The organism is Streptococcus criceti HS-6 (assembly GCF_000187975.2).
Taxonomy (GTDB): Bacteria; Bacillota; Bacilli; order Lactobacillales; family Streptococcaceae; genus Streptococcus; species Streptococcus criceti.
Genome location: NZ_AEUV02000002.1, coordinates 186,058 through 206,612, shown reverse-complemented (window position 1 = coordinate 206,612; position 20,555 = coordinate 186,058). Strand labels below are relative to the sequence as shown.

At 43.4% G+C, this 20,555-nt stretch carries 17 protein-coding genes, 1 other RNA gene and 1 pseudogene; 14 read left to right on the top strand and 5 right to left on the bottom strand.

Features of this window, described 5'->3' with window-relative positions:
* Window positions 1-304 precede the first annotated feature (304 nt).
* Together STRCR_RS01045 and STRCR_RS01040 are read left to right on the top strand one after the other, a co-directional pair.
* Window positions 305-772, top strand: a complete 468-nt coding sequence (locus STRCR_RS01045; protein ID WP_004228934.1) for a CtsR family transcriptional regulator — start codon at window positions 305-307, stop codon at window positions 770-772.
* A complete protein-coding gene (locus tag STRCR_RS01040; protein WP_004227079.1) occupies window positions 765-3,206 on the top strand; it encodes an ATP-dependent Clp protease ATP-binding subunit in 2,442 nt (813 codons plus the stop codon). Before STRCR_RS01045 ends, STRCR_RS01040 begins: the two co-directional genes overlap by 8 nt.
* Window positions 3,207-3,473: 267 nt before the next feature.
* Here the strand turns inward: STRCR_RS01040 and STRCR_RS11455 are convergent.
* From STRCR_RS11455 to hslO, 4 genes are all read right to left on the bottom strand, one after another.
* Window positions 3,474-4,527, bottom strand: a protein-coding gene (locus STRCR_RS11455; RefSeq protein WP_100207970.1) for an IS630 family transposase whose coding sequence is annotated in 2 segments (ribosomal slippage) — window positions 3,474-4,088 and window positions 4,090-4,527 — 1,053 coding nt in all. Because the reading frame shifts where the segments join, the coding sequence is not laid out codon by codon here.
* A 488-nt stretch (window positions 4,528-5,015) separates the two neighbouring features.
* Window positions 5,016-5,777 (bottom strand): TDT family transporter, encoded by a 762-nt coding sequence (locus STRCR_RS01025; protein WP_004228560.1) that lies wholly within the window; start codon window positions 5,775-5,777, stop codon window positions 5,016-5,018.
* Window positions 5,778-5,813: 36 nt separating this feature from the next.
* Entirely contained in the window at window positions 5,814-6,794 is a 981-nt protein-coding gene (gene dusB / locus STRCR_RS01020) for a tRNA dihydrouridine synthase DusB (protein WP_004228134.1), read from the bottom strand.
* Window positions 6,781-7,653, bottom strand: a complete 873-nt coding sequence (gene hslO / locus STRCR_RS01015) for an Hsp33 family molecular chaperone HslO (protein WP_004225769.1) — start codon at window positions 7,651-7,653, stop codon at window positions 6,781-6,783. Before hslO ends, dusB begins: the two co-directional genes overlap by 14 nt.
* Before the next feature lie 187 nt (window positions 7,654-7,840).
* Between hslO and yajC the strand changes: the two genes are divergently transcribed.
* Window positions 7,841-8,188, top strand: coding sequence for a preprotein translocase subunit YajC (gene yajC / locus STRCR_RS01010; protein WP_004227868.1), 348 nt, complete (start codon window positions 7,841-7,843; stop codon window positions 8,186-8,188).
* Between the two features lie 48 nt (window positions 8,189-8,236).
* Here yajC and STRCR_RS12445 read toward each other — a convergent pair.
* Window positions 8,237-8,509, bottom strand: a pseudogene (locus STRCR_RS12445) (hypothetical protein); the annotation flags it as partial.
* Between the two features lie 334 nt (window positions 8,510-8,843).
* Here STRCR_RS12445 and STRCR_RS01005 point away from each other — a divergent pair.
* The 11 genes from STRCR_RS01005 (at window position 8,844) to STRCR_RS00960 (ending at window position 20,535) form a co-directional block, all read left to right on the top strand.
* The gene (locus STRCR_RS01005; RefSeq protein ID WP_004226957.1) at window positions 8,844-9,599 is read left to right on the top strand and encodes an isoprenyl transferase; all 756 of its coding nucleotides are present in this window, start codon (window positions 8,844-8,846) and stop codon (window positions 9,597-9,599) included.
* 11 nt (window positions 9,600-9,610) lie between these two features.
* Entirely contained in the window at window positions 9,611-10,405 is a 795-nt protein-coding gene (locus STRCR_RS01000; protein ID WP_004225314.1) for a phosphatidate cytidylyltransferase, read from the top strand.
* 45 nt (window positions 10,406-10,450) lie between these two features.
* Window positions 10,451-11,716 carry an RIP metalloprotease RseP gene (rseP, locus tag STRCR_RS00995; RefSeq protein WP_004229258.1) on the top strand — a complete coding sequence of 422 codons (1,266 nt, stop codon included), beginning with the start codon at window positions 10,451-10,453 and terminating at the stop codon, window positions 11,714-11,716.
* Window positions 11,717-11,792: 76 nt separating this feature from the next.
* Window positions 11,793-13,655, top strand: coding sequence for a proline--tRNA ligase (locus STRCR_RS00990; RefSeq protein WP_100207969.1), 1,863 nt, complete (start codon window positions 11,793-11,795; stop codon window positions 13,653-13,655).
* Between the two features lie 125 nt (window positions 13,656-13,780).
* Entirely contained in the window at window positions 13,781-14,557 is a 777-nt protein-coding gene (locus STRCR_RS00985; RefSeq protein WP_004226647.1) for an MBL fold metallo-hydrolase, read from the top strand.
* The gene (tadA, locus tag STRCR_RS00980) at window positions 14,557-15,054 is read left to right on the top strand and encodes a tRNA adenosine(34) deaminase TadA (RefSeq protein WP_004225286.1); all 498 of its coding nucleotides are present in this window, start codon (window positions 14,557-14,559) and stop codon (window positions 15,052-15,054) included. Before STRCR_RS00985 ends, tadA begins: the two co-directional genes overlap by 1 nt.
* Before the next feature lie 39 nt (window positions 15,055-15,093).
* Window positions 15,094-15,179: signal recognition particle sRNA small type (gene ffs, locus STRCR_RS11270), an RNA gene on the top strand.
* Window positions 15,180-15,509: 330 nt separating this feature from the next.
* Entirely contained in the window at window positions 15,510-16,859 is a 1,350-nt protein-coding gene (locus tag STRCR_RS00975) for a glucose-6-phosphate isomerase (RefSeq protein ID WP_004226807.1), read from the top strand.
* Between the two features lie 395 nt (window positions 16,860-17,254).
* Complete coding sequence (locus STRCR_RS00970) at window positions 17,255-18,055, top strand: SDR family oxidoreductase (protein WP_004228296.1); 801 nt, start codon at window positions 17,255-17,257, stop codon at window positions 18,053-18,055.
* A gap of 141 nt (window positions 18,056-18,196) precedes the next feature.
* The gene (locus tag STRCR_RS00965; protein WP_004229056.1) at window positions 18,197-20,062 is read left to right on the top strand and encodes a BglG family transcription antiterminator; all 1,866 of its coding nucleotides are present in this window, start codon (window positions 18,197-18,199) and stop codon (window positions 20,060-20,062) included.
* Window positions 20,062-20,535: a transcriptional regulator GutM gene (locus STRCR_RS00960; protein WP_004228593.1), complete on the top strand. Its 474-nt coding sequence runs from the start codon at window positions 20,062-20,064 to the stop codon at window positions 20,533-20,535. The genes STRCR_RS00965 and STRCR_RS00960 overlap by 1 nt, the downstream gene beginning before the upstream one ends.
* The last annotated feature ends 20 nt before the right edge of the window (window positions 20,536-20,555 follow it).

The window sequence follows — 20,555 nt, the reverse complement described above, 5'->3', positions numbered from 1 at the left end:
AGAACTCTTTCTTTTTTTAGTTAGCCAAGCGAGGTTGGGAGTGTCACCAGCCTTTAGTGCTGCCATCACTTGGCGGGAAGTTTTATCGTTGTTGGACATCGGTAACTAACTTGTAACTAGATGTAAGTCGAATTTTTTCAAGTATAAATTTTCAAGTATAAAAAGGAAGATGGTTTACCCGCTGTGTTTAATGGTTCTTATGTTAATCTTGCTATTGACTTCTGAGTTCTTGCTTTTAGCTTTTAAAATTTTCTCTTTTAGGGTATAATAGTCAAAGTTAGTCAAAGATAAGGAAGTGGAGTCTATGCCTGTGAAAAATACTTCGGATAGTATCGAAGAATATATTAAAAACATTTTGGCCCAGTCGGGGATTGTAGAACTTAAACGTTCCCACCTAGCGGACTCATTCGATGTTGTCCCCAGCCAAATTAACTATGTCATCAAGACTCGCTTTACTGAAAGTCGTGGCTATGTGGTTGAAAGCAAGCGAGGTGGCGGTGGGTATATCCGTATTGCCAAGGTTGCTTTTTCGGACAAGCACCACCTACTTAATGCTCTGGCAAACTCGATTGGAGAAGCTATCAGCAGTCAGGTCTTTGATGATCTTATCCAACAGCTCTATGATCAAGGAATTATTAGCGAGCGGGAAGGAAATATTATCCTAGCTTCATCCTCTGATGATGTCCTAGGTGCTGATGCGGCGCGGATTCGCGCCCGAATGCTTAAGAGAATTATTCAACGAGTAGATAGAAAAGGAAATCCAGATGACTGATTATTCCCTGAAAATGCAAGAAATCTTTAGCCGTGCCCAGTATCAGGCCACTCGTTTTCAAAGTCAATTTTTGGAAACTTGGCATGTCCTTTTGGCTATGGTCGATACTGATGAGACAGTGGCCCACCTAGCTCTAATGGATTTTGCTGATCAAATTGATTTGGACGAATATGAGGATGCGGCTGTCTTGGTAGTTCGTCGCAAGCCCCTTAAAGCTGTCAAGGTCCAAGAGATTTTACCAGCTTCAAGAGCCTTGGAGCGAATTTTGACTCATGCTGGTCGGATTGCTCAGGCGGTTAAGTCACCTGAGATTGGCAGTGAACATGTTCTTTTGTCTATGATGTTTGGCCGCGATAATCTAGCAGCTCGGATTTTAGAACAGGTTGGTTTTCGCTTTCAAGACGAAGGCAAGGATACTCTCCGTCTGATTGATCTGCGTAAGGTTTTAGAACGTTATGCTGGTTTTTCTAAGGAAGATGTTAAAGCCATTTTTGACTTGGCTAAACCGAAGAAATCTGGTAATAACAATTTTAGCAATATGATGGGACCTCAGCCCACTGCTGGGGATCTAGCTGATTTCACAAGAGATCTGACAGCCCTAGCCGCTCAAGGACAATTGGATAGGGTTATCGGCCGTGATGAAGAAATTACCCGTATCTTGCAAATTCTCAGCCGCAAGACTAAGAACAATCCAGTCTTGGTTGGTGATGCTGGTGTCGGAAAAACTGCTCTAGCTTACGGCCTAGCTCAGCGGATTGTTGAAGGAGAGGTTCCTTATGAATTAGCTGAATTTCGAGTCTTAGAATTAGACATGATGTCAGTTGTGGCTGGTACCCGTTTCCGAGGGGATTTTGAAGAGCGGATGAATCAGATTATTGCTGATATCGAAACTGATGGTCATATTATCCTCTTTGTTGATGAAGTCCACACCATCATGGGGTCTGGTAGTGGTATTGATAGCACTCTAGATGCTGCCAATATTCTCAAGCCAGCCCTCTCAAGAGGAACCCTCCACATGATTGGGGCAACGACCCAGGAAGAATATTCTAAGCACATTGAAAAAGATGCAGCTCTTTCGCGTCGTTTTGCCAGGGTTTTGATTGAAGAACCTTCAGTTGACGAGGCCTATCAGATTCTTTTGGGACTTAAAGGAAGTTATGAGGCCTACCACAATGTTACCATCTCTGATCAAGCTGTTTTGACGACTGTAAAGTCAGCCCACCGCTATTTGACCAGTAAGAATCTTCCGGATTCAGCCGTCGATTTGTTGGATGAGACTAGTGCCATGGTGCAAAATACGGTTAAACGTTCTCTGCCAACCTTCCTAAGTTCAGCCGACCAGGCCCTCTTATCGGGGAATCTAGGAGCGGTCGCAAATCTACTTCGTGTGGAGGATAAGCAAAAGATTCGCAAGCCTGTTGCTGTCGGAGAAGAAGATATCCTGCGGACCCTCAGTAAGCTGTCTGGCATTCCGTTAGAGAAGATGACTCAGGCCGATAATCAACGCTACCTTAATCTGGAAAGGGAACTCCATAAACGAGTTATTGGCCAAGAGGATGCCGTCTCTGCTGTTTCTAGGGCGATTCGCCGTAACCGGTCGGGAATTCGAACAGGCAAGCGCCCAATCGGCTCCTTCATGTTCTTAGGGCCAACTGGAGTCGGTAAGACTGAGTTGGCCAAGGCTCTGGCTGAACTTCTCTTTGACGATGAGTCAGCCTTGATTCGCTTCGATATGTCTGAGTACATGGAAAAATTTGCTGCCAGCCGTCTCAATGGGGCACCTCCAGGTTATGTTGGCTATGAAGAAGGTGGCGAGTTGACTGAAAAAGTTAGGCAGAAACCCTACTCTGTTCTTCTTTTTGATGAGGTAGAAAAGGCCCACCCAGATATCTTTAATGTCCTCTTGCAAGTTTTGGATGATGGAGTATTGACCGACAGTCGCGGTCGTCAGGTCAATTTTTCTAACACTATCATTATCATGACCAGTAATCTGGGGGCAACTGCTTTGCGTGATGATAAGACTGTTGGTTTTGGAGCCAAAGCCATCAGTCATGACTATGAAGCTATGCAGAGTCGGATTATGGAAGAACTCAAGAAAACCTACCGTCCGGAATTCATTAATCGAATTGATGAAAAGATTGTTTTCCACAGTCTGACACCAGACCATATGCGTCAAGTTGTTAAGCTAATGATCAAGCCATTGGAAGCTACCTTGGCTGAAAAAGATATCGTTCTAAAGGTTCAGCCGTCTGCTCTCAAACTTTTGGCAGAGCATGGCTATGACCCTGAAATGGGAGCTCGTCCGCTACGTCGGACCATCCAAATAGAAATTGAAGATAAGTTATCTGAATTGCTCTTGTCAGGTCAATTAAAAGCAGGTGCGAGCTTGAAAATTGGCAGCCATAAGGGAACCTTGAAATTTAATCTGGTATAAGATAAAAAGAGAGTGAGACAGAAGTCAATTCTTTATATAAATTGACTTCGTTGTTCCACCTCCGCACAGTTGATTAGGATGGCCGCTAACACTTGCGGAGTAGTTAAACAGTCCAGTGGACTGTTTAAGGGGGGCCTGAAAATAAGACAGCGTCCCAGATCAGGACCCCCAACCACTGCATCAAACTATTATTACTGCAAAAATAGAAGGCTGGAATACTTTTTCCCAGCCTTTTTGCCTATAGAGATTAAATGACTCTCTTTATACTCAAAGAAAATCAAGCATAGCCGAAGTCCATTTTCTATGGACAATCGTTTTTAACTCTTTCCAATGAAAACTTTGAATAACCTCTTGAAGTTGATTAATAACCTCCTCCAAAGTTTTGAAGGCTTTGTTTTTAAACCCACGTTTTCTTATTTCAGCCCAGACCTGTTCAATAGGATTCATTTCAGGAGTATAAGGCGGAATAAAAGCAAAGTCTATATTATGTGGAACTTCTAAAGCCTTTGATTTATGCCAAATGGCATTATCCATAACCAAAACAATGTAATCGTCAGGAAAAGCTTGACTTAATTGTCTTAAAAATTCGTTCATCCATTCAGTATTACAACCTCCTGCGATGAGGAAAAAAGATTCTCCTGTATGGGCATCAACGGCTCCGTAACAATAACGGTATTCTCGAATGTAGTGGCTGGCTACATGTGGCCTATAACCTTTAGGTGCCCAACAAGCTCCTAGCTTACTGATACGACCAAAACCCGCTTCATCTTGATACATGAGACGGACTTTCTTGTAACGTCGGCTATGCTTAAAGCGCTTTCTTGTCTTCCTGAATATAGATTTTATTTTTTGACGCATAAATCGTTTTAGCGTCTGCTTTTTTAGGATGTTTTGGACGAGGAGTTACCTTTCGCCATCCGTGGCGTTTTAATAAAGCATAGAATCCCTCACGAGTGGTTGACTTTCCAACTTCAGCTTGATAGGCTTCAAACAAGCTTTGAACAGTTACGTGCTCCCCCTTTAATGCCCGTTCTAGTTGTTGGTTTAGGAATCTTTCTTCCTCTTCGATGGTCATATAAGCACGTCTACGACCACCGCGATTTTCTTTAAATAGAGCTGTTAGTCCCCCCTTTTGATAACGGGTAATTAAGTTGCGAACAGACTGGTGAACGAGCCCAACCTCTTTGCCGATTGCTGTTAAGCTCATTCCTTGTGAACGAAGGAGGAGGGCATGCAATTTGCGATAATGAGTATTATTTTTCTTATCTTTAATAGCTTTTTCTAACTCTTGGATTTGTAAATCGGTAAATTCTTTTTTCATACAACCATTATATAGCTATTTTTGAAATTTGTTTAGTATTAGTTATCGGAGAAGCGCCATAGCTATAAAAAGTACTGAGTCATGGAAAATCTGTTTGTGCCAGCCTCTCTGAATAATCAGAGTGAGGATGCTTGCGGGTAAATCGCACTCTCCTTATCGATGTAACTGATAAAAGACTCTTGTGTTTCCATTGAACCATTTTCCAAACTACGATTATTATTAAAATCAGTAATCAGATTTAAAAAGCTGGATAATGAGATAAACATTGATGGTTAAGAACCGACCGCAGTTAAAGTCATATAGCTCAAGCCAAGAATTATACTATTCCTAAAAATTGTTTTTGAATCTAGGTTAGATTCTAGATCTAAGGAGATAGCAGCAGTAAGCAAGAGTAACATAGACAACAATAACTGTAGCTAAACTAATTTCAAAAATACTCAGACCAGCAAACCAGTATTGAGTCAGATGTAGTCTAATCAGACCTAACTTTAAGGCCGTTGCTGTGCTGACACTGGGGAAAGTAAAGGCTGAAAACTGGGAGCAAACCAAGTTTTGATACGGCATACAAGGTAGAGAAAGGTTCCCCAATAAAATCCTTGCGATAGTAAGAGTAGGAGGGTTAGAAAAACAGAATGTCCACAAGGGTAAAGTTGCAAGAAGGCTAAAAGTAACAGAGAACTCGGAGCTGCCATGATGGCCATGTTGGGCAATTCCTGCTCACTCAAAGGCCACTTAGATAACCGATAAAACAAGGCAACCATCAGGATCAGATAGGCTAGAAAGGTCAAGTAAAAAATCATCTGCCCTAAAAGAATCTGTCCAACCACTCTGGCTGTTATAGAAGCAGCAGCTGGCCCAACATAGATAACAAACCAGCCTGGATAGACCTGCTTCCATGTTGCTTGTTTTTTAGCCCTGATACTAAACATCCCCAGAAAAACTAAGTGTCCAACTAAACCGATAGCCCAGATGCTGAGTAGGTAAGGCCTGGCTAGAGGAAGAACCAAAGGCGAAAGCATCATGGCCATGAAATAGGTTGGAAAAGTTGAAGCTGTTAAGAGGCTGGTCAATTGTTTTTGGCAGTCTTCTTTTTCCAGACAGAAATAGACCGTTAAAAGAAGCCACAGCCCTAGACTTAGAAAGAGCAGCCCCTGAGCTGCGAGCGGATTGACAAATTTGAAAATTAAGTTCGTCAGAGCAGTCAGTCCCAGTAAAAGCCCTGTCAGAGCCAATGGCAGTCTACTTTTCATTATTTTCCCCATTCAAATGCTTCGGAACAGAATTCCTTAGGTTGGAATACCATCAAAAATTTCTTTGACTTGGGCTAAACTTTCAGCCCGAGCGACAGCCCCGCGGATTTTAGCAGCACCAGAGGTTCCTCGCAGATAGTAAGGGGCTAAGCCACGGAATTCTCGTACAGCAATTGTTTCGCCCTTGAGGCCAACCAGACGGCTGAGGTGGTCATAGGCAATCTCTAACTTTTTAGCGAAGGTAAGATTAGGTAGAACTTCCCCAGTCTCGAAGTAGTGGTTGATTTGGGTAAAGAGATAAGGATTGTTGAGGGCTCCACGACCAATCATAACAGCATCGGTACCGACTTCTTCCAGCATGAACTTAGCGTCTTCAACAGTCTTAATATCCCCATTACCAATGAAAGGGATCGTTTTGAGGGCCTCAGCTACCCTAGCTAAGGTTTCATGGTCACAGCGACCAGTGTACATCTGCTCACGGGTCCGACCGTGCATGGCCAGAGCAGCTACACCAGCTTCCTCTGCAGCCAGAGCATTTTCCACAGCCAAGGAGCTGTCAGCCCAGCCTGTTCGCATTTTAACAGTCAGCGGGATATTGAGGACAGACTTAACAGTTTTTACCACCTGATAAATCTTTTCGGGATCCTTGAGCCACATGGCACCAGCTTCATTTTTGACAATCTTATTGACGGGGCACCCCATATTGATGTCAACTATGTCAGTCTCCGTATTGGTTTGAATAAATTCGGCAGCTCGCGCCAAGCTATCGCCATCATTGCCAAAAAGCTGGATGGAAACAGGATGTTCACCTTCGTCAATGTGGAGCATGTGAAGAGTTTTTTCATTATTGTAGAGGATTCCCTTATCAGAAACCATTTCCATAACAGCTAAGCCGGCTCCAAATTCCTTAGCGATAGTACGAAAGGCTGAATTAGTTACACCAGCCATGGGAGCTAGAACTGTACGGTGGGGAATTTCTACATTCCCAATCATAAAGGACGAATTAAGCTTGGTCATCAATAATTTCCTCCAGATCTTTTTCATCAAAGTTGTAAGTTTTACCACAGAACTGGCAGGTGATTTCAGCACCATGGTCCTCATCCTTCATGGCCTGTAGTTCATCTTTACCCAAACTGGCCAGAGCAGCCCGAAAACGCCCCTTGCTACAATCGCAGGCAAAACTCAACACTTCCTCAGCCAAAATCTTGTAAGAGTCGTCACCATAGAGGGCATCGATCAGTGCCTGTGTATGATTGTCGGACTCCAAAAGAGTAGAGATAGCAGGCATCTCTTGAATACGTTTCTCGAAACGGGTAATGTCTTCTTCTTTGGCATCTGGCAGGACTTGAAGCATAAATCCTCCAGCCACCTTGACTTGGTCCTTGTCATCCAAGAGGACATTGAGGCCTACAGCAGACGGAGTCTGTTCACTTTCGGTCAAGTAGTAGGCGAAGTCTTCGCCGATTTCTCCGGAAACCAATGGCGTTGTCGAAGTATAAGGACGACCTGTTCCGTAGTCAATGATGGAGACAAATTGTCCCTGACCCATGAAAGGTCCCACCAAGACTTCACCGGTCTCAGTTTTCTTAATATCAACACCGGGATTTTGAATGTAGCCCTTAACATGACCAGCCGTATCTGCGACAGAAATGATGTGACCAAAAGAACTGTTACCGATAACCTTGACCGTCACCTTGGCCTCTCCTTTTTGGTTGGCAGCTAAAATTTGATTGGCAATCAAGGTTCGTCCCAAAGCGACAGTTGATGATGACAGGGTGTGGTGTTTGTCTTGGGCAGCCCGAACAGTTTCGGTACTATCCAAGATATAGGCCCGGAAAGAGCCAGATGTTGCAATTGTTTTAATCAGTTTATCCATAATGCCTCTATTATAGCATAAAACAGAGATTGAAAGGGTCCGGTTGATATGAGAAAGGAGTGGAACAGACCGTTACAAACGGTACTGACTTTGGAGCTTTACATTGGTTATATCCAGCAAGTTTTCTTGCCCGCCTTGGCAAAATTTGATATAGTTATGGTTAGTTATATTCTTGGAGGGATTTTTTATGCAATACACAACCATTCTTATTTTAGCCATCTTTCTCGGAGGAATGATATTTGTTAATTCTCGCGCTCAAAGAAAACAAAAACAAGCGCGTGATGATATGCAAAATAAGCTAGTCAAGGGAGCGGAAGTTGAAACTATCGGTGGTTTAATTGCGACCGTGGATGAAGTCGACCAAGCCAACAATCGTATCGTTCTCGATGTCGAAGGCGTTTACTTGACTTTCGACTTGAGCCGTTCGATTTTAAAAGTCAATGCCTCACCAGCAGATACTTCAGTTGTTTCAGCTGAGTCAACGGATGACCAAGCGGAGGATAATGATAAAACAGAATCAGCTATTGAAGACTAAGGAATTTATAGTATCTCGCTTTTGAAGCTAGAGCTGCCCAGTCTATCACCACTGAGCTGTTGACTGCAAACTCGGCGTAAACTTATTAAAGCGACTCAATTCTCGCTTACAGATAACGTGATAGCCCGATTTAATTGTTGACCTATACTCTCCCTGAGTGGTAAAATGCAGGGGAGTAATGGTAGGAAAATCAGGTTGAGAACTCTCACTCTCAACAGGCTTCGATACTGTCCTTGAGGCGTTAGCTCCTAAAGAATCGGGATTGCGATGCAAACCGTCCGCATTACTAAGCTCTTGGCTTTGGCTAAGAGTTTTTTCTTGCTATGGTCACTAGGATTTGTTCATCAAGTTCCTTTATCTGCTGTTGAATTGATTCTTATTCCAGTCAGTCAATAGTCAAGTCTAAGATTCGCTGTTGCTGGGCAAAACGATTTTCATTTTAGAATTTCTCTGCCACCATTCCATGTTTCTTAATACTAAAAGTCAAAAATGAACAAAATTAGAATTTTCTTCACCAGAACTCTAACTCTGTTCGTTTTTTAATGCTGTCGGTGGACTTTTTATAAGAGCAGGACAGACAGCTTTTTGAAGTTGCTGATTGCGTGTCACAACTAGAAGTGCAATCTCCCTTGATTTATGGTAAAATTCTAAGAGTATGGCTGTATTTAAGTTTAAGAAAAAACAAGAGACGCAAATTCTGGAAAAAATTCCCAAACATATTGGGATTATTATGGATGGCAATGGTCGCTGGGCTAAGAAACGCCTGCAACCACGTGTCATGGGCCACAAGGCAGGAATGGATGCCCTGCAAAGAGTGACCATCAAGGCCTCTGAGCTTGGTGTTAAGGTCCTGACGGTCTACGCCTTTTCAACAGAAAATTGGTCACGGCCTGCTGATGAAGTTAAATTCATTATGAATCTTCCGGTAGAATTTTTTGATAAATATGTTCCAGAACTCCATAAAAACAATGTTCGGGTTCAGGTTATCGGGGATACCAGTAAGTTGCCTCAGGCTACTTTTGAGGCTATGGAGCGGGCCTGTACTAAGACTCAACATAACTCAGGACTGATATTAAATTTTGCCCTCAACTACGGTGGCCGAGCAGAGATTACAACAGCTGTTAAGGCTCTGGCGCAAGAAGTGAAAGATGGTCACTTGCAACCGGAAGCTATTGATGAAGACCTGATCGCTAGGCACTTAATGACTAAGGCCCTTCCTTATTTGTATCGCGACCCTGATCTGATTATTCGAACGAGTGGAGAGCTGCGGCTTAGTAACTTCCTGCCCTGGCAGGCGGCCTACAGTGAGTTTTATTTTACCAAGGTGCTCTGGCCTGATTTCAATGAAGACGAACTAGTCAAGGCTATTGCAGAATTCAACCACCGCCAAAGACGCTTTGGTGGTGTCTAAAGGAGACAAGTATGCGTGAACGTGTGATTTACGGAGGGATTGCGGGTGCTATCTTCCTGGCCTTTTTAGTGCTGGGGCATCTCCCCTTTCAATTATTCGTCGGAGTTTTGGCTATGGTTGGCATCTCCGAGCTTTTCAAGATGAAGGGGTTAGAAATTTTTTCTTTTGAGGGAGTTCTAGCTATGTTGGCAGCCTTTGTCCTGACGGTTCCTATGGGGACCTATCTGACCTTCCTGCCTCTAGATGCTAGTTGGACCTGCTTTGGCCTACTCAGCTTTATAATTTTGGCTGGGACAGTGCTTAATAGTGATACTTATTCTTTCGATGATGCGGTCTTCCCGATTGCTTCAGCGGTCTATATTGGTTTTGGTTTCCAAAATTTGGTCAATGCTCGGCTGGATAGTGTCAATAAGGTTCTCTTCGCCATCTTTATTGTCTGGGCAACCGACATCGGTGCCTACATGATTGGTCGGCAATTCGGTCAGAATAAGCTCATGCCGAAGGTATCCCCCAACAAGACCATTGAGGGGAGTTTGGGAGGAATTCTCTCAGCCTTGGCTGTCTCCTTGATTTTCATGTTGGTGGACAAGTCTGTTTACAGTCCCAAATCCTTCCTAGTTACCATGATTTTAGTTGTTGTCTTTAGTATCTTTGCCCAATTTGGCGATTTGGTAGAAAGTGCCATCAAGCGTCATTTTGGTGTTAAGGATTCAGGGAAATTAATTCCTGGACACGGAGGAATCTTGGACCGTTTCGACAGTATGATTTTTGTTTTCCCAATCATGCATTTCTTTGGATTATTCTAAGCACTGGGTGGGTTAAACCTACCCAGCATTATTTAGAGGTTATCAATGCTTTTAAACATTATTATCTTTATCATCGTCTTTGGTGTCATCGTAATGGTACATGAATTTGGTCACTTTTATTTTGCTAAAAAATCTGGCATTCTAGTTCGTGAATTTGCCATCGGGATGGGGCCAAAGATTTTTGCCCATATCGGGCAGGATGGTACGGCTTATACCATCCGCATGCTTCCCCTTGGTGGTTATGTTCGGATGGCTGGATGGGGCGACGACAAGACGGAAATTAAGACAGGAACACCCGTCAGCCTGACTTTAAATGATCAGGGCCTTGTCAGTCGGATTAATCTGTCTGACAAACAACTGGATACTGACAGCCTGCCCATGAATGTGACTGCCTATGATTTGGAAGATCAGCTGCACATCACAGGTCTGGTTCTCGATGAAACCAGAACCTACTCGGTTGATCACGATGCCACAATTATTGAAGAAGACGGGACCGAAATTAGGATTGCTCCGCTGGATGTTCAGTATCAGAATGCCAGTGTCTGGGGACGGATGATTACCAACTTTGCTGGCCCCATGAACAATTTTATTTTGGGAACTGTGGTTCTCATCATCATGGCTTTCGTACAGGGAGGAGCACCCAATCCCAATACCAACGCTATCCGTGTTGCTGACGGTGGACCAGCTCAAACAGCTGGAATTAAGTCTGGCGATAGAATCTTAAGTATTGCGGATAAAAAGGTCGAGAATTGGGATGACCTAACTGAGGCAGTCGCCAGCTCAACCAAGGAGTTAAAAAAGGGCGAGCAGATTAGCCTTACCATCCAAGATAAATCTAAGCACACTAAAAAGGTGCAGGTCAAGCCCAAAAAGGTTAATGGCAGCTACCTAATTGGTGTTCAGCAAGCTATAAAAACCGATTTTTGGAGCAAACTAATCAGTGGCTTCAATTTAGCTCTGACCGCCATGACCCAACTGATTCGAGCTGTGGGAAATATTATTCTCCACTTTAGTCTTAATAAGCTAGGGGGGCCTGTTGCTATGTATCAGATGGTCGGTCAGGCAGCTCACTCAGGTCTTGTGGATGTCCTCTTTCTCATGGGGATGCTGTCTATGAATCTGGGAGTGGTCAACCTTTTCCCAATCCCAGCTTTAGATGGCGGCAAGATTCTCATCAATATCATTGAGGCGATTCGTCGCAAACCCCTCAGGCAGGAAACAGAAACCTATATCACTCTAATCGGTGTGGCTATTATGTTGGTACTCATGGTTGCCGTCACTTGGAACGACATCATGCGGGCCTTCTTCTAAAAAATAATTAGTTTCCCTACAGTCATTACTCTAGTTGAAAGGAAAGCCTTGTCCAGCGATAGGGCAAAACAAACTCATGAAACAATCTCAAATGTTGATCCCAACCTTGCGTGAAATGCCAAGTGATGCTCAGGTTATCAGTCACGCCCTCATGGTTCGGGCTGGCTATGTCCAACAAGTTACCTCTGGTGTTTACTCTTATCTACCTCTGGCCAATCGGGTTATTGAGAAATTCAAAACCATCATGCGAGAAGAATTTGATAAGATTGGTGCAGTGGAAATGCTGGCACCGGCTCTTCTGACAGCGGACCTCTGGAAGGAGTCAGGTCGTTACGATACTTATGGTGAAGACCTTTATAAGTTGAAAAATCGCGATCAGGCTGATTTTATCCTAGGACCAACTCACGAAGAAACCTTTACAGCCATAGTGCGAGATGCAGTGAAATCTTACAAGCAGCTGCCAATAAATCTTTACCAAATTCAGTCTAAATATCGTGATGAGAAACGTCCCCGTAATGGGCTCCTACGGACACGTGAATTTATCATGAAGGACGGCTACAGCTTCCATGCCAACTATGACAGCTTGGACGATACCTATGAAGATTACCGCCAGGCTTATGAAGCCATCTTTACCCGAGCTGGTCTTGATTTCAAGGGCATTATTGGTGATGGCGGTGCCATGGGCGGTAAGGATAGCCAAGAATTTATGGCGGTTACCCCTGACCGAACTGATCTAGAGCACTGGCTGGTGCTGGATAAATCCATTGCTTCTGTGGATGAAATTCCAGAAGATGTTCTGCTCCAAATCAGGGAGGAACTCAATAATTGGTTAGTTTCAGGAGAAGATACAATTGCCTACTCTAACCAGTCCAACTATGCGGCTAATCTGGAAATGGCTACTAGCCTTTACAAACCCAGTCAGGCTGTCACGATTCAGGAAGACTTGACCAAAGTTGAAACCCCAGATTGTAGAACTATTGATGAAGTGGCTGCCTTCCTTAAGGTTGATGAAGCGCAAACCATCAAGACTTTACTCTTTATGGCAGATGATCATCCAGTTGTCGCTCTTCTGGTTGGTAATGACCAAGTCAATGATGTTAAGCTCAAGAATTATCTGGGGGCTGATTTCCTTGAGCCAGCCGATGAAAAACAGGCTAAGGCTACCTTTGGAGCTCATTTCGGTTCACTGGGGCCGGTTGGTCTGCCAGAAGAAGTGACAATCATCGCTGACCGTAAAATTCAAGACTTGGCTAATGCTGTCGCTGGTGCCAACGAGGATGGCTATCACTTGACTAGTGTCAACCCAGGTCGTGACTTTACGCCTAAAGACTATGTTGATATCCGCGAAGTCAAAGAGGGAGAACCGTCACCAGACGGTCAAGGCACCCTTAAATTTGCGCGTGGTATTGAAATCGGTCATATCTTTAAATTGGGCATTCGTTATTCAGATAGCATGGGAGCCAATATTCTCGATGAAAATGGCCGTTCAGTCCCAATCATTATGGGGTGTTACGGCATTGGTGTTAGTCGAATTCTCTCAGCGGTCATCGAGCAGCATGCCCGCCTCTTTGTCAACAAGACACCAAAAGGATCTTACCGCTTGGCATGGGGAATTAACTTCCCTAAAGAGCTGGCGCCATTTGATGTTCACTTGATTACGGTTAACATCAAAGATCAGGAAGCTCAAGATTTAACAGCTAAGTTGGAATCTCAGCTGACAGCAGCTGGCTATCAAGTACTGACTGATGACCGCAACGAGCGGGTTGGATCTAAATTCTCAGACAGTGACCTGATTGGCTTGCCAATTCGTGTTACCGTTGGCAAGAAGGCTGCCGAAGGTGTTGTTGAAGTCAAAATCAAAGCGACTGGAGATACCATTGAAGTTAATGCCGAAAATCTCTTAGAAACCCTGCCAATCCTAACGAAGGATGCGGATTAACTATAAAATAAATAAAGGTCATCGCTCAGTGATGGCCTTTTATCGCAAAATCAGTACTGGATTTGCTACCTATTTTTCATCTGAGTTTTGTTATAATAGACCTACTAAGAAAAGAAGGTGATTCTATGAAACTAACGACTTTAGGGCGCTGGGGAGCCTATCCCTACCAAGACGGAGGAACAACGTCCTATTTGGTGACCGGCCATGATGGTTTTCAGTTACTCATGGATTGTGGCAGTCGGGCTGTAACCGAGCTGGAAAAGGAAATCAGTCCGCTGGATTTGGATGCGGTCATCATCAGTCATTATCATCCCGACCATGTGGCTGATCTGGGTGTGCTGCGTCATTATTTTCAACTCTATCCCAAACACCTTTGGGAGCCAAAGGTGCTCCCCATCTATGGTCATGATGAAGACAATTATGAGTTTGCCAAGCTGACCATGGACGGAGTCTCTCAAGGTCATGCCTACGATGTGACAGGTACTCAGCAAATCGGTCCTTTTGATATTCGTTTTATCAAGACAGTCCATCCTGTGCCTTGTTATGCCTTTAGGATTTTGGAAAGAGAAACTGGGCAGGTTCTGGTCTTCACGGGAGATACGGGTTATTTCGATGGTCTAGCTGATTTTGCCAAGGGAGCGGATCTCTTCTTAGCGGATGTCTATCTTTACGAAGGAAATGAAAATCACCCAGCCCACCTGACTTCTAAGGAAGCTGGTGAGATGGCTAAGCAAGCTAGTGTCAAAAAGCTAGTCCTGACACATGTCCCACCCCTACCACCGCAAGAGATCGATCCCGATCAGCACCTAGAAATTCTGCAGGAGCAAACTCAGGGATCTGCTGGGGCTATCCCAGTAGAATTGGCTGAACCCCACAAGGCTTGGAATCTGGGAGCTAACTGATGACGGAGTTTACCCAGAATCAAAAAGAAGTCTTCATGCGAGAAGCTCTCAAGGAGGCGCAGAAGTCTTTAGCCAAGGAAGAAATTCCCATCGGCTGTGTTATTGTTAAGAACGGCCAAGTTATCGGCCGAGGTCACAATGCGCGTGAGGAGCTCAACCAAGCCATCATGCACGCCGAGATTATGGCTATCAATCAAGCCAACCAAGCAGAAGGCAACTGGCGGCTTTTGGACACGATCCTCTTTGTTACCATTGAGCCCTGTGTCATGTGCAGCGGGGCTATCGGGCTGGCTCGGATTCCTCAGGTCATTTATGGGGCTCCTAACCAAAAATTTGGAGCCGCCGGCAGTCTTTATGATATTTTGAGCGACCAGCGCCTCAACCATCGCGTTCAAGTTGAGGCTGGTGTTCTGGAAGCAGACTGTGCTAGGATTATGCAGGACTTCTTTCGCAAACGACGGGAGAAGAAATCCCAGCCCAATCTTAGCCGGACTTAATTTTCAAGTTTGCAGGCTGTTAAAATTATGCTATAATAGTCACCGGAGCGACACTTTCGCGTGAAGTGGGTCAGGGGAGGAATCCAGCAGCCCTAAGCGATGCTAAGTGTGTGCTCTTTTTACGTATAGAAAAAACCTATGAAATCAAGGCTTCACGGGATTTTATAGTGTATTGCAAAATAAATGAGACAAAGCAAAAGACAATCCAGATAGCCCCCCTCGTTTTCGCAGTTTAGGATGCGGGTAAAAGAGACACTTTGATTTTAGCTTGATTTTTCTACCATGATATTAAGGTTTATGAAAAAGACAAAGGTCGATATGATGTGTTATACTAATGATTTTGACAAGGAAGCGGCACGACTGTTACCGTTTTCTTTTTTTACCAAAAAGGTTGAAAAATCATTGATAAAAGGGTACACTGTATAGGAAATATTGTTTTTAAAAGGGAGTACGTAATGGGACATATTAAATTTGATTATTCAAAAGTGCTTGATAAATTTGTGGCAGCTCAGGAAATTGATTATATGCAGCCACAAGTAACAGCGCTTGATAAAATGTTGCGCGATGGATCAGGCCAAGGCGGAGAAATGACAGGCTGGCTTAACTTACCGGAAACCTACGATAAGGAAGAATTTGCCCGTATCCAAAAAGCAGCAGCTAAAATTCAATCAGATAGCGATGTACTCGTCGTTATCGGTATTGGCGGTTCGTATCTCGGTGCCCGTGCTGCCATTGACTTTTTGAATAACGCGTTTGTCAACTTGCAGCCAGCTGATAAGCGTAAAGCACCGCAAATTCTTTACGCTGGGAACTCCATTTCTTCAAATTACTTAGCCGATTTGGTTGACTACGTGGCTGATAAAGACTTCTCTGTCAATGTTATCTCTAAATCTGGTACAACAACAGAGCCAGCTATTGCCTTTCGTGTTTTTAAGGAGCTCTTGGTTACAAAGTATGGTCAAGAAGAAGCTAATAAGCGCATTTACGCGACAACAGACCGTGCCAAGGGTGCCGTTAAGGTTGAAGCAGATGCCAACGGTTGGGAAACATTTGTCGTTCCAGACAGTGTCGGGGGGCGTTTTACCGTCCTGACACCAGTTGGTCTTTTGCCAATTGCTGCTTCAGGAGCCGATATCACTAAATTGATGGAAGGAGCTAATGCAGCTCGCAAGGCTTACTCATCAGACAAAATTGCAGAAAACGAAGCTTATCAATATGCCGTTATTCGTAATATCCTTTACAGAAAAGGCTATGTGACTGAAATCTTGGCTAACTATGAACCATCTCTTCAATACTTTAGCGAATGGTGGAAACAGTTGGCTGGTGAGTCAGAAGGTAAGGACCAAAAGGGTATCTACCCTACATCTGCTAACTTCTCAACTGATTTGCACTCACTCGGTCAATTTATCCAAGAAGGGATGCGCAATCTCTTTGAAACAGTTATCCGTGTTGAAAAACCTCGCAAGAATATCACAGTTCCAGAAATGACAGAAGATCTTGATGGCCTGGGCTATCTCCAAGGTAAGGATGTTGACTATGTCAACAAGAAAGCGACAGACGGTGTGCTTTTGGCCCACACAGATGGCGGTGTTCCAAATACTTATCTGACCCTCCCAGAACAGGATGAATATACGCTGGGTTACACTATTTACTTCTTTGAGCTGGCTATCGGTCTATCTGGTTACCTCAATGGTGTCAATCCATTTAACCAGCCAGGTGTAGAAGCATACAAGAAAAACATGTTTGCCCTGCTTGGTAAACCAGGTTTTGAAGAACTAGGCGCTGAATTGAACGCCCGTTTGTAAAAGTATCTCCTTATTAAGACTAATCAGAAGCAGTTCCCTTGGGGTTCTGCTTTTTTGGTGGCAATTAGTGCACGATTTTTTATGAGCTTGCAAAAAAGAGTGTCTTAATTATTTTTTGTAAGCGCTTTATAATGTGATTAGAAAGCAACTGATACATTGAAATCGCTGATACTTCTGTGAAAAAAGGTCCATTGAATCTATGTAATTCATCGTCAGGTTTCTTATTTTTCTTTGGAGTGCTTCACGGTTTAGTATCTTGTTGTCTGTTAATTGAGCACGAGCTGAAATCTTAATAAAAAAGATAAACTTCCTTGTGCCTTAGTGGCACGATGTCAGTTTCCTATTTTTATATAGATTTTTAAAGCTCTTTATATCTTAAATAAAGGAGTAAGAAGATGAAAGATTGGTTAAATATCGCTGGAAAAACTGTTATTGTTACAGGCGCTTCATCTGGAATCGGTCACGCCATTGTAGAAGAATTGCTTGATTTAGAGGTTAATGTTGCCAACTTTGATATTACTGACAATGCTGTCAAGCATGACCACTATCTCTTTGTGAAAGTTGATGTGACTTTGCGTCAAGAAGTTGAGGCAGGTGTGACAGCAGTGCTCGAGCGCTTTGGTACGGTTGATGCAGTTGTCAACAATGCTGGAATTAATGTTCCTCGTCTCCTTGTCGATCCTAAAGATCCTCACGGTCAGTATGAACTGGATGATGCGACCTTTGAAAAGATTACCATGATTAATCAAAAGGGTGTTTTCCTCGTTAGTCAGGCTGTCGGTCGTATCTTGGTAGATAAAAAACAAGGGGTAATCATCAATATGGCTTCTGAAGCAGGTCTCGAGGGTTCCGAAGGTCAAAGCGCTTATGCAGCAACCAAGGCAGCTGTTTATAGCTATACGCGATCTTGGGCTAAAGAACTTGGTAAGCATGGTGTTAGAGTTGTCGGAATTGCCCCAGGAATCATGGAAGCAACCGGACTGAGAACGCTTGCATACGAAGAAGCTCTTGGTTATACTAGAGGAAAAACAGTAGATGATATCCGAGCTGGCTATGCCTCAACGAGTACAACGCCACTTGGTCGTAGCGGTAAGTTGAGTGAAGTGGCTGATTTAGTTGCTTACTATATTTCAGATCGTTCGAGTTATATCACTGGAATTACAACCAATGTAGCCGGAGGTAAGACTCGTGGATAATTAAAAACAGGATACAAAGGGCGCCCGCGGATAAAGTCAAATTAGGGAGTGCGACGACGAATCCCTAAAGATTCTAGGAAGCCCCATCTTTTTGGCACAATCCGCAGCCCGTGTTCAATTAAATTAGAAGGATTAGGAAAAGTGGCAGTAGTTAATCGCTGGTATCGAATCTTAGATGTCCTAGTTGCTCAACATCATGTTTCGGTAGATGACATGCTGGAGATACTCGGAGTCAGTCCTCAAACGCTTCAAAGCAGCATTGAGCAACTAAACGATATCTTAGATCGAGATATTCAAATTAGACAAGAAGCTAATACTCTTTATCTAAATGTGCTTGACTATGCTCGTTTAGAAGATATTTTATTGGGGCAATTGAGAAAAGAGACAGATTTCAATTCCTCCAGCAAGAGGGTGTCCTATTTAATTAAGCGCCTTTTGCAAACAGCTCAGCCCCTTCTCATTGATGATTTGGCTGAGGATATGGGGGTCAGCCGCTCAACCATTAATAAGGATTTAAAGAAGGTTAAGCGGCTGGCTAGCGATTATCAGGTCACCATCACAGGAACCCCTAATCGAGGCCTAGAAGCGGAAGGAAAAGAGCTCAGCCTCAGACTCTTTTACATTGATAATGTTTATACCTATTTTGAATCCAGTCACCTAAAAGATGAGACCCAATTATTCCTAGATCAACTCCGAGAAGACTATTTTCTCCCTAAAAACACTGAGGACTTGCTCAAAAAGGTTTTAGCCATCACAGTTTCGCGTATCAGTCGTCAACGATTCTTACCCGATGAGATTCCTTACTTCACTAATGAGCTGAGAGAATCCGAGATTATGGCGAAGTTAATTTACCATGTGGAATTAATTTATCAAATTTCCTTAAGTCAATACGAGCAGGACTTCCTCAGTTATCCGCTCAATATTCAGTTTATTGACGGACTGGATTATCAATCTTCTTTATCTAGTAATTTAAAGCTCATTTATCAGGCCATGGTTGACCATGTAAAAGAGACACTTGATATTGATTTTGATCAAAACAAGCTCTTCCAAAACTTACAAACACATTTTAAATTCATGATTAATCGCTTGATTTTTCATGCTCAGGCTAATGATATTTTCCATGGTGAGATTCGTTTAAAATACCCCTTTGCCTATGAAATGTCACGAGTAGCTGTTGAAAAGTTGCAGACTTATTTTAAGTATCCGATTGCTCCCTCAGAAATCAGCTATCTTGCCCTGTACTTCGAATTAGTGTTAAATGAACGGGATTTAGAATCAACGGCTCCCCGTCCCCAAATTGCGGTTGTTTGTACAACTGGACGGGGAACAGCAGCGATGATTAGTCACCAACTCACACATGTTCTAGGAAATAATGTCGAGATTACTCAATTCTCTGAGGAAAACTTTAATCCGCAAAATGACGATAATTATTTTGCTATCTTTACAACCATTCCTTTAAAACTGGAACAGTTAAAATCTCCCGTTATTAAAATCAGCAACCTCTTTGATGACCAATGGTTGCGGGAGGAATGGCAGAAGATTAACGCTTACCATAAAAGTCGTTTGGAGACAGTCCAGCTGAGATTTGTCAGACTGGCTCCCAGCAAGTCCTATCTGCACTATCTAGAAACGATGTGTCAGTTACTTGCTGATGAGGGATTGGTCGATAGTGACTTTAAAAGGCGCATTTTGAGCCGTGAGCAAAGGCAGTCAACCATTTTTAGTAATGATATTGCATTTCCCCATGCTATTAATCACGCGAGTAGGCAAACAATTTTAATGTTAGGTGTACTAGAGGAGACCTACAAGAGTGATAATTATTCGGTCGATTTCATCTTCATGGTAGCTATTTCTGAGCAGGTGGATGAACGAACCGAGGCAGAGCTCTTAGATCTCTATGATGATATTTTCCGCATTGCCAGTGACCAGTCCATCAAGGATGAGTTGAAGTTGGTTGAGACTCAGGAAGATTTTCTCGATTTAGCTAAAAGCAAAGGAGTATTCTAATGAATTATATCTATACTTTTGCGGCCTTTGTAGTACTTGCCTACCTTGTGCAAGTAATCTTAGGCCTGCGACAGCTCAAACATTTCAACCAAGTTTATGCCCGCTTACGGCAAAAAGGCCGTGTTGCGATTGGCCGTAATTCGGGGCGGATTAAGGCTGGAACCATTGTCATGTTTGCTATTGATAAACAGGGGACGGTCCTAGAGGCACAAAAAATGCAAGGGGTCACAATCGCAGCTAAATTTAAACCCATGCCAGCTTATCTTGGTCAGGACATTCATTACTTTGATCACTATAATCCTTTGGTTCGCCAAGAGAATAAATTGCTGCAGGCAGCCATTGAAGATGCTCGGGATATCTTTTTAAAAACAGAGGCTGGTGTTTATCGCGATGCTCCACAATCGAGTCCGTTTTCAGATCTCGGCTTGCGTGCTAAGCTCTTCTTGGCCCGCTTGAAAAATCATACACAGTAAATGCAACTAAGTTTTAAAAA